A 16,457-nucleotide genomic window follows, 5' to 3' on the forward strand; every position below is an offset into this window, starting at 1 on the left:
CTGTCCACGCTGATCGATTTCGCCGACCCGCGCACCGACGGGGCGACCCGGCTGCGCGCCGCCTTCGGTGCGCCCGTGCGCGTGCTGGCCGCCCATGCGCCGCACGAGGTGCGCCCCGTGCTGGAAGCCGTCGAGGCGCTGGCCCGCGAAGGCCGCTGGTGCGTCGGCCATCTGCGCTATGAAGCCGCGGCGGCTTTCGATCCGGCCTTCGACGTGCATGCGCCGGACGGGCCGCTGGCGTGGTTCGGTGTGTATGACGAAGCGTTGCCGTGGCCGGATGCCCCAGTGCCAGCCATGCCCCCGGTCGCGTGGACGACGGACCTGTCGCGCGAAGCCTTCGACCGGAATATGGCCGCGATCCACCGCGCCATCGCCGACGGCGAGCTCTACCAGCTCAACTACACGGCGCCGCTGCGCGCCACCTACGACGGCAACGCGCAGGCCTGGTTCCACGCGCTGCGTCAGGCGCAGCCCAACGGCTACGGCGCCTTCATCGACACCGGCGACGAACAGGTGCTGTCGGTGTCGCCCGAGCTGTTCTTCGACCGCGACGGCGACCGCATCCTCGTGCGCCCCATGAAGGGCACCGCGCCGCGCGGCGCCACGCCTGCCGAGGACGACGCCCATGCCCTGCGGCTGCGCACCGTGCCCAAGGAGCGCGCCGAGAACGTGATGATCGTGGACCTGATCCGCAACGACCTCTCGCGCGTGGCCCGGCCTTTTTCGGTGCGCGTGCCGCGCCTGTTCCACACCGAGGCACTGCCCACCGTGTGGCAGATGACCTCCGATGTGGAAGCCGAGCTGCGCGAGGGCACGACGCTGGCCGACCTGTTCGCGGCACTCTTCCCCTGCGGCTCCATCACGGGCGCGCCGAAGGTGAGCGCCATGCGCATGATCCGCGCGCTGGAGCCCGCCGCGCGCGGCGTGTACTGCGGCGCCGTGGGTGTGGTGCGGCCCGGCGGGCACGCGACCTTCAACGTGCCGATCCGCACCGTCACGCTGCGTGGCAGCGACGCGCGCTGCGGCATCGGCAGCGGCATCACCGCCGATGCGCAGGCCGATGCGGAATGGGACGAGTGGCGCCACAAGCGCGCCTTTCTTGGCGCGGCTGTATCGTCGCGGCCATGACCTCCTTCGAACTGCTCGAAACCCTGGCACTGACCGACGGCACGCTGCACGATGCGCCCGCGCACCTGGCGCGCATGCGCGGCGCGGCCATGCATTTCGGCTACCCCTGGCACCAGCCGCATGTGGCGGACTGCCTGGACCAGCTGCGCGCGGCGCACGCCACGGGCGCATGGCGCGTGCGCCTGTTGCTCGACGCGCAGGGGCAACCGCGCGCCGAAGCCTTCGCCATGGACGCCCCGCCGCCACGCGTGCGTCTGCAGCTGGCCACACGCGCCTTCGACGAGGCCGACAGCGAGTTCTCGCGCTTCAAGACCACGCGCCGCGCGCACTACGAGGCGTTCGCGCCCACCGCACCCGGCGTGTTCGACACCCTGCTGTGGAACCGCGACGGGGAGATCACCGAATGCACGCGCGGCAACATCGCACTGCGGCTCGACGGCCACTGGGTCACGCCGCCGCTGCGCTGCGGGCTGCTCGACGGCATCGGGCGCGCCCGCCGGCTGCGTGAAGGCCAACTGACCGAAGCCGTCGTGCGCGTGGACGACCTGCCGCGCGTCGAAGCACTGGCCTTCGTCAACAGTTTGCGCGGCTGGCTCGACGCGGACCTTGTCGACGACAACGCCCCCTGAACGACAAAGCGCGCGGCCCCTTGCGGAACCGCGCGCTCTGATCGAAGCGGCCGAAGCCGCCTGAGCCTTACTTGAGTGCCTTGTAGCGCATGCGTTTCGGCTTGGCGCCTTCTTCGCCGAGGCGCTTTTTCTTGTCGGCTTCGTACTCCTGGTAGTTGCCGTCGAAGAAGGTCCACTGGCTGTCGCCTTCGGCCGCGAGGATGTGCGTGGCGATGCGGTCGAGGAACCAGCGGTCGTGGCTGATGACCAGCACGGAGCCGGCGAACTCGAGCAGTGCGTCTTCCAGCGCGCGCAGGGTTTCGACGTCCAAGTCGTTCGACGGTTCGTCCAGCAGCAGCACGTTGCCGCCCGCGATCAGGGTCTTGGCCAGGTGCAGTCGGCCGCGTTCACCGCCCGACAGCGTGCCGACCTTCTTCTGCTGGTCGGAGCCGTTGAAATTGAAGCGACCCGCGTACGCGCGGCTGGCCATCTGGAACTTGCCGACATTGATGATGTCCAGCCCGCCCGAGATGTCTTCCCAGACGGTCTTCTCGTCGCCCAGCGCATCGCGCGTCTGGTCGACGAAGGCCATCTTCACGGTCTGGCCGATGACGACCTCGCCCGAATCCGGCTGCTCCTTGCCGGCCAGCAGCTTGAACAGCGTCGACTTGCCGGCGCCGTTCGGGCCGATGATGCCGACGATGGCGCCCGCGGGGATGTTGAAGCTCAGGTTGTCGATCAGCATGCGGTCGCCGAAGGACTTGCTGACGTTCTTGAACTCGAACACCTGGCTGCCCAGGCGCTCCGCCACAGGAATGAAGATTTCCTGCGTTTCGTTGCGCTTCTGGTATTCGACGTCGCTCAGCTCCTCGAAGCGGGCCAGGCGCGACTTGCTCTTCGCCTGGCGGGCCTTCGGGTTCTGGCGCGACCACTCGAGTTCCTTCTTCAGGGCCTTGGCGTGGGCTTCTTCGCTCTTCTGCTCCTGCGCCAGGCGTTCGCCCTTCTGCTCGAGCCAGGTGCTGTAGTTGCCCTTCCATGGAATGCCGCGGCCGCGGTCCAGTTCCAGGATCCACTCGGCGGCGTTGTCCAGGAAGTAGCGATCGTGGGTGATGGCCACCACGGTGCCCGGGAAGCGCTGCAGGAACACTTCGAGCCACTCGACCGATTCGGCGTCCAGGTGGTTGGTCGGTTCGTCGAGCAGCAGCATGTCGGGCTTGGACAGCAGCAGGCGGCACAGCGCCACGCGGCGCTTTTCACCGCCCGACAGCAGGCCGATCTTGGCCTCCCACGGCGGCAGGCGCAGTGCGTCGGCGGCGATCTCGAGCTGGTGCTCGGAATCGGTGCCGGCGGTGGCGATGATGGCTTCGAGTTCGGCCTGCTCTGCAGCAAGTGCGTCGAAATCGGCGTCTTCGGCGGCGTACAGCTCGTACACCTCTTCCAGGCGCTTCTTGGCGGCGTTCACGGCGCCCATCGATTCCTCGACGGATTCGCGCACGGTGTGCTCGGGGTTGAGCTTGGGTTCCTGCTCCAGATAGCCGATCGTCAGACCGGGCATCGGCAGGGCTTCGCCCTCGATTTCCTTGTCGACGCCCGCCATGATCTTGAGCAGCGTGGACTTGCCCGAGCCGTTCAGGCCGAGCACGCCGATCTTGGCGCCGGGGAAGAAGGACAGCGAAATGTCTTTCAAGATCTGCCGCTTGGGCGGCACGATCTTGCTGACGCGGTTCATCGAATAGACGTATTGAGCCATCTCTGAATGATTACCTCGGGTACGGGGATTGCCGGAAAAGAGCGCGCGCCCGGACCAGGGTTCGGGCGCGGCAAACCCCTGATTATCGACTCATGCGACAATAGACCCCGTTGCCGGGTCCAGTTGCCCGCAAACCGGCTCTCTGCCGGGGACGAAGAAACCCCCTGTTCTCACAGGTTTTCCGGCTCCCACCCCTGACCTTCATCTGCCTTGACTGGCTCGGCGTCACCCCAAACGACGCCTGGCGGGCCGATGCCACTGCGCCGTGTATGGCGCTTGTTGTTTCCACAATGAATTTTGACGAACTGAAGCTGGCTCCCGCCATCTTGAAGGCTGTGCACGAGCACGGCTACGACACCCCCACCCCCATCCAGGCGCAAGCCATTCCCGTGGTCCTCGACGGCCACGACCTGCTGGGCGGCGCCCAGACCGGCACCGGCAAGACCGCGGCCTTCACCCTGCCGATGCTGCACAAGCTCAGCATGAGCCGCAGCGCCACCAACAAGTTCGGCGGCACCGGCGTGCGCGCCCTCGTGCTGACCCCCACGCGCGAACTCGCGGCACAGGTCGAAGAGTCGGTGCGCACCTACGGCAAGTACCTGCAGCTCGACTCCACCGTGATCTTCGGCGGCGTGGGCATGAACCCGCAGATCAGCAAGCTCAAGAAGGGTGTCGACATCCTCGTGGCCACCCCCGGCCGCCTGCTCGACCTGCAACAGCAGGGCATGCTCGACCTGACCCAGGTCCAGATGCTCATCCTGGACGAAGCCGACCGCATGCTCGACATGGGCTTCATCCACGACGTGAAGAAGATCCTGGCCCTGGTGCCCAAGGAAAAGCAGAGCCTGCTGTTCTCGGCCACCTTCAGCGACGAGATCCGCGACCTCGCCGGCTCGCTGCTGCGCAATCCGCAGAGCATCCAGGTCACGCCGCGCAACACCACGGTGCAGCGCATCACGCAGGTGATCCACCCCGTGGGCCGCGGCAAGAAGAAGGCGCTGCTCGCGCACATCATCAACGAGAACAAGTGGAGCCAGGTGCTCGTGTTCACGCGCACCAAGTTCGGTGCCAACAGCGTGGCCGAATTCCTCACCAAGAACGGCATCGAGGCGATGGCGCTGCACGGCAACAAGAGCCAGAGCGCTCGCACGCAGGCGCTGGCCGGCTTCAAGAGCGGCGAGATCCGTGCCCTGGTGGCCACCGACATCGCGGCCCGCGGTATCGACATCGACGAGCTGCCGCACGTCGTGAACTACGAGATCCCGAACGTCAGCGAAGACTACGTACACCGCATCGGCCGCACCGGCCGCGCCGGTTCGAGCGGCGAGGCCGTGAGCTTCGTGTGCCTGGACGAAGAAGGCTTCATGCAGGAAATCGAACGCTTCACGAAGCAGACGATTCCGGTGCAGAAGGTCGAGGGCTTCGGCCCTGAAGAAGGCGAACGCGCCGAGCCGATCGCCATGGGTCGCCAGACGATCTGGGGCGGCGCCGGTCGTCCGCCGAGCCGCGAAGTCATGCAGGCAGCCGCCAAGGCCGCACGCACCGAAATGATGTCGCGCATCCGCGAGAACAAGGCCAGCCAGGGTGGCGGCGGTGGCAACGGCGGCGGCGGTCAACGCCGTGGTGGCGGCCAGGGCGGCGGTCAAGGCCGCAATGCCAACGGTGGTGGCCAAGGTCAGGGCCAGGGTCCGCGTGGCCAGGGCGCAGGTCGTCCGGCACAAGGCCGCGGCCCGCAGCAAGGCCAGCCGCGCGCACCGCAGCAACCCCATCACCACACGCCTTTCGAGGAGCGCCAGCCGCGCCATCACGGCAACAGCCACAGCCCGACGCAGGCCAACCAGGTCGCGCACCTGCGCGCCGAATCGGTCGGCGGCGGTGGCGGCGCGGGCCAACCCGATCCGTTGCGCACGAGCGTGGACCACATGGGTGGTCGCGGTCGCGGTGGCCGTTCGGGTGGTGGCGGCGGCGGTTACGGCGGCAACCGTTCGGGTGGCGGTGGCCGCTCGGGTGGTGGCGGCTACGGCGGCGGTGGCAACCGCTCCGGTGGCGGCGGCGGTCGCTCGTTCGGTCGCTGAAGCGCACAGACGCGCTGATTCAACAAAGGGCACCTCGGTGCCCTTTTTCATTTCTGCCGACACAGCAGGCGAGGCCCTGCCATGCACATGCATGGCACCTTCTCAGGCCACAATGCGCTCGCCATGCCCTCCTACATCCCGCCCAACTACGCCACCCTGTTCGTCGCGACCTGCAACCTGCTGAACCTCGCGAACCCGAACCGCGTGTACTACGACAACCAGGACGCCTACAACGAGCGCGAATACGAACGCAAGATCGACTGGATCGGTGAGCGCATCCACGCGCTCAACGCCGACGTGCTCGCCGTGCAGGAGGTGTGGGACGAGGCCGCGCTCAAGGCCGCCATCGGCCGCAGCGGGCTGCGCTACGACTTCGTCTCGGTGCCGGGCGCGGAGAACGCCCCGCCGCCGGGCAGCCCGCCCGGCACACCCGGGCGGCCGGGCGCGCAAGGCACGCCGCGCGTCGGCATCGTCACGCGGCTGCAAGTGGACAGCGTGCAGTCCTTCGTCGACTTTCCCCCGGGCTTCGCCGTCGAGGTGCCGGGCATCGGCCCGCACACGCGCTTCGAGCGCCCGCCCCTGCTGGTCACCGTGCGCATGAAGCACGGCCAGCTGGTGCATGTGCTCACGGTGCACCTGAAGTCCAAGCGCCCCAAGTTCCTGCAGGACGCGCAAGGCAACCACCTCGAAGACCGCGACGACCGCAAGATCGGCGCCATGGCCTCGCTGCGCTCGCTGCTGATGCGCGGCGCCGAGGCGGCGGCTTTGCGTTGCATCGTGATCGACCTGCTGCAGGGCACCAACGTGCCGCTGGTGGTGATGGGCGACTTCAACGACAACCCGCACAGCGTGACCACGCAGCTCGTGGCCGCAACCTCCGAAGTGGCCTACGACAAGGCCGCGCGCGACGTGGCGCTGTTCAACGCCTACGAGATGCAGGGCGAATCGGCGCTCAAGAAGGACGTGGCCTATTCGCACATCCACCAGGGTTTTCCGGATGTGCTCGACCAGATCCTGGTGAGCGAGGAATTCGTCGCCACGAGTCGCCACAGCCTGGGCGACGTGCGCCGCGTCGACTACTTCAACGACCACCTGCACGAAGGGCGCGACCGCTCGCGCTCGGACCACGGCTTCGTGCGCGCCCTGCTGCGGCTGCGCACCGACGACAACAACAACCGCTGACGAAACCTACGAGGCCTTCGACACCCGCACGATCGCATCGGCGCGCTTGTGCAGGTCGGGCAGCAGCTCCAGCCCGAGGCCGGGCTTGTCGTTGAGGCTGATCATGCCGTTCTCGACCTTCGGCAATTCGGTGACGAGTTCCTTGTACCAGCCGGTGAAGAAGGCGCGCACGCTCTCCTGGATGAGCGCATTGGGCGCATGCAGGCTCAGGTGCGTGGACGCGGCCCACACCACCGGCCCGGTGCAGTCGTGCGGCGCCACGGGCAGTTGCCAGGCGTCGGCCATCGCGGCGATCTTGCGCGCCTCGGTCAGGCCGCCGCACCAGCTCAGGTCGAGCATCGCGACACCCGCCACGCCGGTCTGCAGGTAATCCTTGAAGCCCCACTTGTAGCTCAGCGTCTCGCTGGCGCAGACGAGCGCCTGGCAGTCCTTCGCGTACTGCTTGAGCAGGTCGAGGCTGTCCATGCGGATGGCGTCTTCGTGCCAGAAGGTGTCGAACTCCCGGAGCGCGCGTGCGATCTTCTGCGCCATCGGCAGGCGCCACAGGCTGTGGAACTCGACCATGATGTCCATCTTGCCGCCCACCGCCTTGCGGATCTTGCGAAAGGGCTCCAGCGCGGTGTCGAGATCGGCGTTGCTGATGTACTGCCCGTGGCTCTTCTCCGCCGCCGGGTCGAAGGGCCAGATCTTCATCGCCGTGATGCCTTCGGACAGCAGCGACTCGGCCAGCTCGTCGGCATGGTGCAGGAAGCCCTGCAGGTCTTCGTACGGCCCGTTGTTGTTGGCCAGGCCCCAGTTCGAACTGGTCTGGTTGGTGGCGCTGCGGATGTACTGGTAGCCGGCGCAGGTGTTGTAGATGCGGATCGCATCGCGGCTCTTGCCGCCCAGCGCCGTGTGCACCGGCATGTTCGCGGCCTTGCCGAACAGGTCCCACAGGGCGATGTCCACCGCCGAGTTGCCGCGCGTTTCCACGCCCGATCCGCGCCACCCGAGGTAGCCCGTGATGTCGCGGTTGCGCGCTTCGATCTGCAGCGGGTCGGTGCCCAGCAGCTTCAGCGCCACCCACTCGTGCAGGTAGGCCTCGACCGCTTCCGCGCCCATGAAGGTCTCGCCGAGGCCGACCAGGCCTTCGTCGGTGTGCAGGCGCACCCACAGGATGTTGGGGAACTCGCCCAGGCGGATGGTTTCGACTTGCGTGATTTTCATGAAAGGGGTTCCGCAAAAAAGAAAAAGCCGCAGCGGCTGGCGCCGCGCGGCTCTTGCACATCGTCAGCTCATGCTCGCAAGCCTCAGCCGCCGCGCACCTTCTTCAGCGCATCGGTCACCACGCCCACGGCCTCCGTGCCGATGTTGGGCACGTTCTTGTCGTACACGGGCTTGACCTTCTCCAGCATGCGCTTCTGCTCGGCCGCCGAGACTTCGTTCACCGTCATGGTCTTGCGTAGGTTGGCGAGCGACTTCTCGTTCAGCGCGCGGTTGGCCGCACGCTGGACCTTCTGGCCTTCCCTCGCGGCCTCGCGCAGCACCGCCTGCTCCTGCGGGTTGAGCTGGTCCCACAGCTTCTTGCTATAGAGCACGAGGAACGGCGTGTAGGCATGGCGCGTCACGCTCAGGTACTTCTGGACCTCGCTGAACTTGGAGGTCTCGATGGTCACGAAGGGGTTCTCCTGGCCGTCGATGGTGCGGGTTTCCAGCGCGGTGAACACCTCGCCGAAGGCCATGGGCACGGCGTTGGCGCCCAGGGTCTTGAACGAGTCCAGGAAGATGTTGTTCTGCATCACGCGCAGCTTCACGCCCTCGAAGTCCTCGGCCTTGGCCACCGGCTTCTTGCTGTTGGTGAGATTGCGGAAACCGTTCTCCCAGTAGGCCAGGTTCACCAGGCCGGCGGCTTCGAGCTTCTTGTTGAAGTACTCGCCCGCGGGGCCGTCGAGCACGGCATCGGCTTCCTTCTCGTTGGCGAACAGGAACGGCAGGTCGAAGGCGCCGAGTTCCTTCACGATGCCCACCAGCGGAGAGCTCGACGTGCACACCATTTCCTGCGTGCCGGCGCGCAATGCCTGCGTGGCTGGCAGGTCGCCGCCCGCGGCACCGCCCCAGAAGGCCGCGATCTTCATCTTGCCGCCGGTCTTGGCCGCCAGCACTTCCTGCATCTTCTTCACGCCCACGCCCACGGGGTGGTCTTCGTTCACGCCGTTGGTGAACTTGATCGTGCGTTCGGCGAATTGCGCGAGGGCGCCGGTCGAGGCCAGCAGGCCGCCGGCCACGAGGGCCGCCGTCATCAGGGTTCTGCGAAACAACATGTTTGTCTCCTTCGATTCGAGGGGTTGGTTGATGGAACTGACTGACAGGAAAAGAGAAAAAAGGAAAACCGGAAAACTAGCGCCCCATCCACCACTGGAGCGGAACGGTCACGAGCTGCGGGAAGAACACCAGCGCGAACAGCACGACCAGGTGGGCGATGAAGAAGGGCATCACGCCCTTGAAGGCATCGTCCATCGAGATGCGCGCCACGCCGCTCACCACGTTGAGCACCGTGCCCACGGGCGGCGTGATCAGGCCGATCGCGTTGTTCATGATGAACAGCACGCCGAAGTACACCGGGTCGATGCCCGCCTTGAGCACCACCGGCATCAGCACCGGCGTGAGGATGAGCACTGTGGGCGTGAAGTCGAGCGCGGTGCCCACGATGACGATCAGCACCATCATCACGAACATCAGCAGCGTCTTGTTGTCCAGGAAGGGCTCGAGCAGCGCCACCACCTCGGTGGGAATGTTGGCCACCGTGATGAGCCAGGCGCTCACCATCGCGGCGGCCACGAGGAACATCACCACCGCGGTGGTCTTGCCCGCCGCGAGCGTGAGGCGGTACAGGTCGCGCACCTTGAGTTCACCGTAGACGAAGAGGCCGACCACGAGCGAATAGACGGCGGCCACCACGGCCGCCTCGGTCGGCGTGAAGACGCCGAACTTCATGCCGCCGATGATGATGACCGGCAACGCGAGCGCCAGGCTGCCCTGCGCCGTGACCTTCAGCCGCTCGCCCCACGGCACGCGCGGCGAGGACTTCACGCTCTCCTTCTTGGCCACGATCCACCAGGCCACGCCCACCGCGAGCCCCATCAGGATGCCCGGCACGATGCCCGCGAGGAACAGCTTGGTGATCGACACGTTGCCGGCCACGCCGAACACGATGAGCCCGATCGAGGGCGGGATCACCGGCGCGATGATGCCGCCCGCGGCGATCAGGCCGGCCGAGCGGTTGATCTGGTAGCCGGCGGCCTTCATCATGGGGATGAGGAGCGCGGCCAGCGCGGCCGTGTCGGCCACGGCCGAACCCGAGAGCGAGGCCATGATGATCGCCGCCAGTACCGCCACATAGCCCATGCCGCCGCGGTAGTGGCCGACCCAGGCCATCGCCAGGTTGACGATGCGCCGGCTGAGCCCGCCCGCGTTCATGAACTCGCCGGCCAGCAGGAAGAACGGCACCGCCAGCAGCGGGAAATTGTCGGCGCCGTCGACGAAGCGCTGCGCAATGATCTGGCTGTCGAAGGCCGGCAGGCCGCCGGTGTAGGCCAGCCAGCCCATCAGCGAGACACCGCACACCAGCAGCGAGTACGAGATCGGAATGCCCAGTGCCATGGCGCCGAGCAGGGAGACGATGAAGATCGTGACGGTCATTGCGCCACCTTTCCGTGCGCGGCCGTATCGAGCACCTGCTCTTCGGATTCCATGATCTGGATCAGCTCATGGTCGGGCACCTTGCCCCTGAACAATCGCCACAGCTTGTCGATGTTGATGATGCCCATCACCACCGACACCACGTAGCCGATGCCGTAGATCCAGATCATCGAGATGCCGACCACCGGCGAGATGTTGGTCACCTGCAGCTCGTGCATCTCGTACGTGCCCATGAAGAAGAGCACGTTGCAGAACAGCATGAGCGACTGGCTCAGGAAGAAGCACACCTTCTTGCCGTTGAGCGGCAGGTGCTTGATGAGCGTGTCGACGCCCAGGTGTGCGCCTTCGCGCATCGCCACCATGGCACCGATGTAGGTGAGCCAGATGAAGAAGTAGCGCGACATCTCGTCGGACACCGAGATGCCGGAGTTGAAGCCGTAGCGCAGCACCACGTTGCCGAACACCATGACGACCATCGCCGCCATGCACACGACCACGAGGAACTCCAGCAGGCGGAAAAAACCGTCGATTGCCCTTTGCATCAGCATCTGCATCTCCTGACTTTCCAGTGTTGTTGTGGGGTGTCTGCGCCCAGGCCGCGCCTAGAGCGGAAAGGCTTTCAGCTGCGTCGCCGGCCGGCTGATGCGCGGGATCTTCTTGCGCGAGGCCAGCACGGTCTCGATGTCGTGGCGCGCGCCGTCGATCAGCACCAGCACGGCCTTTTCGGCAGCAGCTGGATCGCGTGCGATCACGGCGTCGAGCACCGCGCGGTGCAGCGGCAGCGAACCCGCGGGCCCGTTCTTGCGGGTCGTGGATATCTCGAAGCTGGTGCGCAGCAGCGCACCCAGTGCGCGGCTCATCTGCACCAGCATGCGGTTGTGGCTGGAGCGGATCAGCCCCTGGTGAAAGCGCAGGTCGGGCGTGATGTAGTCGCCGCCGAACTCGATGGCGCGCTTCATGCCCGCATAGGCGTCTTCCATGTCGGCGATGTCTTCGGCGGTGGCCCGCTGGGCGGCCAGCGCCACCGCGGCGGGCTCGACCACGCGGCGCAGGTCCTGCAGGTCGCGCAGGAAATCGGCCGACAGGCCCGCCTGCGTCTGCCAGACGATCACGTCGGCATCGAACCAGTTCCACTGGTCGGGCGGCTGCACGCGCGTACCCACCTTCGGTCCGCTGGTGACCAGCCCCTTGGCGATGAGCGACTTGATCGATTCGCGCACCACGGTCCGGCTCACGCCGAGTTCTTCGCACAGGAGCGGCTCCGGCGGAATCGACGCGCCGGGCGCATAGCGGCCCGCGACGATGTCGCTGCCGATGCGGTCGACCGTGTTGCCGTGAACGTTCTTGATCATGCCTGCCTGTGTGTCTGTGTGTGGTTCTGGCGTGGTCCGGTGCTTGTGGAACCGCCTGCCTCGCGACGGTATCGGGGGGTGCCTGGCCTGCGCCGGCCACTCGAAAACCCTGAATGCGCGACAGCTCTCCGCGCTTATCATATGATGATTGAAACGGTCGTCCCGCAGGAAAAACCCTGACGATTCCGCTCCAGATCAACGACGAAGAGACACACCCCATGAGCAATGCCCCGAAGAAAAAACCCGCCAGCGAACTGCGCAGCCAGCAGTGGTTCGGACGCAATGACCGCGACGGTTTCATCTACCGCAGCTGGGTGAAGGGCAAGGGGGTTCCGCACGACCAGTTCGACGGTCGCCCGGTGATCGGCATCTGCAACACCTTCAGCGAACTCACGCCCTGCAACTCGCACTTCCGCACGCTCGCCGAGCAGGTGAAGATCGGCGTGTACGAAGCGGGCGGCTTCCCGCTCGAGTTCCCGGTGATGTCGCTGGGCGAGACGCTCCTGCGCCCCACCGCCATGCTGTATCGCAACCTCGCGAGCATGGACGTCGAGGAAAGCATTCGCGGCAACCCGCTCGACGGCGTGGTGCTGCTCATGGGCTGCGACAAGACCACGCCCGCCCTGATGATGGGCGCGGCCAGCGTCGACCTGCCGACCATCGGCGTCTCGGGCGGCCCCATGCTCTCGGGCAAGTGGCGCGGGCAGGAGCTGGGCTCTGGCACCGGCGTGTGGCAGATGAGCGAGCAGGTGCGCGCCGGCACGCTCAAGCTGCAGGACTTCTTCGAGGCCGAGAGCTGCATGCACCGCAGCCACGGCCACTGCATGACGATGGGTACCGCGAGCACCATGGCCAGCATGGTCGAGTCGCTGGGCATCGGCCTGCCGGGCAACGCGGCCTACCCCGCCGTCGATGGCCGCCGCAACGTGCTGGCGCGGCAGGCGGGCCGCCGCATCGTCGACATGGTGCATGAAGACCTGAACATGTCGAAGGTCCTCACGCGCCAGGCGATCGAGAACGCCATCAAGGTCAACGCAGCCATCGGCGGCTCGACCAACTTCGTCATTCACCTGCTGGCCATCGCGGGCCGCATGGGTGTCGAGCTCACGCTCGACGACTTCGACCGCCTCGCCGCCGACCTGCCCTGCCTCGTGAACCTGCAGCCCTCGGGCCAGTTCCTGATGGAAGACTTCTGCTACGCGGGCGGCTTGCCCGTGGTCATCAAGGAAATCGCCGACCACCTGCACAAGGACATCCTCACCGTCACCGGCCAGAGCGTGTGGGAGAACGTGAAGGACGCCGAGAACTACAACCCGCAGGTCATCCGCACCCAGGCCGAGCCCTTCAAGGACAAGGCCGGCATCTGCGTGCTGCGCGGCAACCTCGCACCCAACGGCGCCATCATCAAGCCCAGCGCGGCCACGCCCGAGCTGCTGGTGCACAAGGGCCGCGCGGTGGTGTTCGAGAGCGCCGACGACCTGCACAAGCGCATCGACGACGAGAACCTGGACATCGACGAGCACTGCGTCATGGTGCTCAAGAACTGCGGCCCCAAGGGCTACCCCGGCATGGCCGAGGCGGGCAACATGCCGCTGCCGCCGAAGGTGCTGCGCAAGGGCATCACGGACATGGTGCGCATCAGCGACGCGCGCATGAGCGGCACAGCCTATGGCACGGTGGTGCTGCACACCGCGCCCGAAGCCGCGGCTGGCGGCCCGCTGGCGCTGGTGCAGGACGGCGACATCGTCGAGCTCGACGTGCCAAACCGCAAGCTGCACCTGCATGTGAGCGACGAGGAACTCGCGAAGCGCCGCGCGAACTGGGTGGCGCCCAAGGCACCGCTCGACTCGGGGTACTGGAAGCTCTATGTCGACACGGTGCTGCAGGCCGACCAGGGGGCGGACCTGGGCTTTCTGCGCGGTCGTCGTGGGGGCTTTGTGCCGCGAGACAATCACTGATTCGGATGTTCGAGGCGTCGCTTCCGCCGGCGTGATCGTCGGACAGTGCGGTCGTTGATCGGCGAGCATCCGCCGCGTGTCCCGTGCACGCGCCCCGAACCAACGCTCAAAGACGCAGACATGACAAGACTCATCGCCATCGACTGGGGCACAAGCTCGCTACGCGGCGCGCTGCTCGACCCCAGCGGACAGGTCATCGAAGAGCGCAGCGACGCCCGCGGCATCCTCACAGTGCCCGAGGGCGGCTTTCCCGCCGTGTTCGAGTCGCTCTTCGGCGACTGGATGCGTCTCGAAGACACGCGCTGCCTCATCTCCGGCATGGCCGGCAGCAAGCAGGGCTGGGTCGAGGCGCCCTACTGCGCCTGCCCCGCGGGCCGCGTGGAAGTGGGCCGCAAGATCATCGACATCGCCGCCATTCCCGGCGCGCGCATCGCCATCGTGCCGGGCCTCAGCGACGAGCATGCCGGTGTGCCCGACGTGATGCGCGGCGAAGAGGTGCAGATCCTCGGCGCCATGACGATCACCGGCCTGGACGACGGCGTCTTCGTGCTGCCCGGCACCCACAACAAATGGGCGACGGTCAAGAAGGGCCGCGTCGCGGGCTTTCGCACCTACATGACGGGCGAGTTCTATGCGCTGCTGAGCCAGCACTCGATCCTCGGCCGCACGCTCGACGCGACCGCGCCGCTCGACGAAGCCGCCTTCCTCGAAGGCGTGACGCGCTCCGAGAACGGCCACGGCCTGCTGCACAACGCCTTCGGCACGCGCACGCTCGCGCTGTTCGAGCGCATGCCGAAAGAGGAGCTGTCGAGCTACCTGTCGGGCCTGCTCATCGGCGAGGAGCTGCGCACGCAATCGCTGCAGGCCGTCGGCGAGGTCGTGCTCATCGGCTCGTCCACCCTCACCCAGCGCTACACCCTGGCCCTGCGCGCCACCGGCGTTGCCACGCGCACGCTCGGCGCCGAAGCCACCTGGGCCGGACTGCACACGCTGTCCGGCTTCCTCGACACCGAAAGAACACCCGCCGCATGACCACACCCTTCGACAAATTCAACGCCGCGATGCAGGCACTGCCGCTGGTGGCGATCCTGCGCGGCCTCTCGCCCGCCGAAGCCACCGACGTGGGCGACGCCATCGTCGAGCCCGGCTTCCGGCTGCTCGAAGTGCCGCTCAACTCGCCGCAGCCGTTGGGCAGCATCGCGCTGATGCGCCGGCGCTTCCCGCAGGCGCTGGTCGGTGCCGGGACGGTGCTCGAAGCCGCGCAGGTGCGCGACGTGCACGCGGCCGGCGGCGAACTCATCGTGTCGCCCAACTTCAATGCCGACGTGATCCGCGAGGCCGCGCGCCTGGGCATGGTCTGCCTGCCCGGCGTGATGACGCCGACCGAGGCCTTCGGCGCGCTTGCGGCCGGCGCCACCGGCCTGAAGCTGTTCCCCGCCGAGCTGGCCTCGCCCGCCGTCGTGAAGGCCCTGCTCGCGGTGCTGCCGGCCGGCACGCCCGTGATGCCCGTGGGCGGGATCGCGCCGGACAACATGGGCGCATGGCGCGCGGCCGGCGCGGCCGGCTTCGGGATCGGCTCGTCGCTCTACAAGCCCGGCAAGAGCGCCGCCGCCGTGCGCGAGGACGCGCAGCGCTTCGTGGCGGCCTGGGCCGGCCTGACCCGCGTCTGATCCGCGCCTGATCCGAGACGACCTGTTCATCACAAGAAAGAAGGAGACCCCCGCGATGTCCGCCGATTCCGAATACGCCAGCCCCGCCGTGCGCCAGTTGCGCGAAGACCTTGCGCTCGCGCTGCGCGCCGCGGCCCACCACGGGCTGTCCGAAGGTGTGTGCAACCATTTCAGCGTGCTGCTTCCGGGCACGCAGGACCGCTACCTGATCAACCCGCGCGGGCTGCACTGGAGCGAGATCGGCCCCGACGACATCGTGCTGATCGACGTGCGCGGCGAAGTGCTCGCGGGCCGGCATCGCGTGGAGCCCACCGCGCTCTTCATTCATGGCGCGGTGCACCGGCTCACGGGCCACGCGGTGGTGTTGCACTGCCACATGCCGTATGCGACGGCGCTCACGATCACCGTCGATCGCGCGCTCGACCCGACCGCCAGCCAGAACGCGATGCGCTACATGAACCGCATCGCCATCGACGCCGAATACAACGGCCTGGCGCTCGACGACGCCGAAGGCGAGCGCATCGCGCGCGCCATGGCGGGCAAGGACGTGGCCTTTCTCGCGAACCATGGCGTGATCGTGGCGGGCGGCACCATCGCGCATGCCTACGACGACCTGTACTACCTGGAGCGCGCCTGCCTGCACCAGGTGATCGCGCAGTCGACCGGCCGCCCGCTGGTGCCCGTGAATGCCAAGCTGGCCGCTCATGTGGCGGCGCAGATCCAGGGCGAGCGGGAGCAGTCCGACCTGTTCTTCGAAGCCCTGCGGCGCATGCTGCCGGCACCGAAAAGCTGAAAAAAGCGGGATCGCAGCGGCTTACAGCTCTTCATGCGATTTCGCTCCCGGCTTACAAGAACTTCACACAATGGCGCGACGATGAGCCATCGCAACCACTCCTCAGGAGTCGCCATGAAAAAACTGACATTCGCCTTCGGTGCCGCCGCCCTTCTGTCGCTGGCAGCCCTCACCGCCCCGGCCCATGCCCAGGCCGGCGGCCCCTTCATCCAGGCCCAGGTGTACGTGACGCCCGCCCCGCCGCCACGCCCCCGCTACTACGC

The 16,457-nt window shown here is 67.1% G+C and carries 12 protein-coding genes and 1 pseudogene; 7 read left to right on the forward strand and 6 right to left on the reverse strand.

Annotated elements, in window-relative coordinates; translation table 11 throughout:
• A pseudogene (gene pabB / locus D3H34_RS34755) lies at positions 1-1,757 on the forward strand (aminodeoxychorismate synthase component I).
• A 67-nt stretch (positions 1,758-1,824) separates the two neighbouring features.
• Here pabB and ettA read toward each other — a convergent pair.
• The gene (gene ettA / locus D3H34_RS27100) at positions 1,825-3,486 is read right to left on the reverse strand and encodes an energy-dependent translational throttle protein EttA (RefSeq protein ID WP_119557543.1); all 1,662 of its coding nucleotides are present in this window, start codon (positions 3,484-3,486) and stop codon (positions 1,825-1,827) included.
• Between the two features lie 290 nt (positions 3,487-3,776).
• On the opposite strand from ettA, the gene D3H34_RS27105 reads away from it, so the two are divergent.
• Positions 3,777-5,561, forward strand: a complete 1,785-nt coding sequence (locus D3H34_RS27105; protein WP_119557545.1) for a DEAD/DEAH box helicase — start codon at positions 3,777-3,779, stop codon at positions 5,559-5,561.
• Between the two features lie 123 nt (positions 5,562-5,684).
• A complete protein-coding gene (locus D3H34_RS27110) occupies positions 5,685-6,743 on the forward strand; it encodes an endonuclease/exonuclease/phosphatase family protein (RefSeq protein WP_119557574.1) in 1,059 nt (352 codons plus the stop codon).
• Between the two features lie 6 nt (positions 6,744-6,749).
• On the opposite strand, the gene D3H34_RS27115 is transcribed toward D3H34_RS27110, so the two are convergent.
• The 5 genes from D3H34_RS27115 to D3H34_RS27135 form a co-directional block, all read right to left on the reverse strand.
• Positions 6,750-7,949, reverse strand: a complete 1,200-nt coding sequence (locus D3H34_RS27115; RefSeq protein ID WP_119557547.1) for a mandelate racemase/muconate lactonizing enzyme family protein — start codon at positions 7,947-7,949, stop codon at positions 6,750-6,752.
• 83 nt (positions 7,950-8,032) lie between these two features.
• Positions 8,033-9,043 carry a TRAP transporter substrate-binding protein gene (locus D3H34_RS27120; RefSeq protein ID WP_119557549.1) on the reverse strand — a complete coding sequence of 337 codons (1,011 nt, stop codon included), beginning with the start codon at positions 9,041-9,043 and terminating at the stop codon, positions 8,033-8,035.
• Between the two features lie 76 nt (positions 9,044-9,119).
• Complete coding sequence (locus D3H34_RS27125) at positions 9,120-10,421, reverse strand: TRAP transporter large permease (RefSeq protein WP_119557551.1); 1,302 nt, start codon at positions 10,419-10,421, stop codon at positions 9,120-9,122.
• Complete coding sequence (locus D3H34_RS27130) at positions 10,418-10,963, reverse strand: TRAP transporter small permease (RefSeq protein WP_119557576.1); 546 nt, start codon at positions 10,961-10,963, stop codon at positions 10,418-10,420. The genes D3H34_RS27125 and D3H34_RS27130 overlap by 4 nt, the downstream gene beginning before the upstream one ends.
• 60 nt (positions 10,964-11,023) lie before the next feature.
• Complete coding sequence (locus D3H34_RS27135) at positions 11,024-11,773, reverse strand: FadR/GntR family transcriptional regulator (RefSeq protein WP_119557553.1); 750 nt, start codon at positions 11,771-11,773, stop codon at positions 11,024-11,026.
• Between the two features lie 218 nt (positions 11,774-11,991).
• On the opposite strand from D3H34_RS27135, the gene D3H34_RS27140 reads away from it, so the two are divergent.
• The 4 genes from D3H34_RS27140 to D3H34_RS27155 all read left to right on the forward strand — a co-directional run bounded on the left by D3H34_RS27140 (position 11,992) and on the right by D3H34_RS27155 (position 16,194).
• Positions 11,992-13,731: an IlvD/Edd family dehydratase gene (locus D3H34_RS27140; RefSeq protein ID WP_119557555.1), complete on the forward strand. Its 1,740-nt coding sequence runs from the start codon at positions 11,992-11,994 to the stop codon at positions 13,729-13,731.
• Positions 13,732-13,851: 120 nt separating this feature from the next.
• Positions 13,852-14,763, forward strand: a complete 912-nt coding sequence (locus D3H34_RS27145; protein WP_119557557.1) for a 2-dehydro-3-deoxygalactonokinase — start codon at positions 13,852-13,854, stop codon at positions 14,761-14,763.
• The gene (locus D3H34_RS27150) at positions 14,760-15,401 is read left to right on the forward strand and encodes a 2-dehydro-3-deoxy-6-phosphogalactonate aldolase (protein WP_119557559.1); all 642 of its coding nucleotides are present in this window, start codon (positions 14,760-14,762) and stop codon (positions 15,399-15,401) included. Before D3H34_RS27145 ends, D3H34_RS27150 begins: the two co-directional genes overlap by 4 nt.
• Positions 15,402-15,456: 55 nt before the next feature.
• Positions 15,457-16,194, forward strand: a complete 738-nt coding sequence (locus D3H34_RS27155; protein ID WP_119557561.1) for an aldolase — start codon at positions 15,457-15,459, stop codon at positions 16,192-16,194.
• Positions 16,195-16,457 lie beyond the last annotated feature (263 nt).

This window comes from Acidovorax cavernicola (assembly GCF_003581445.1).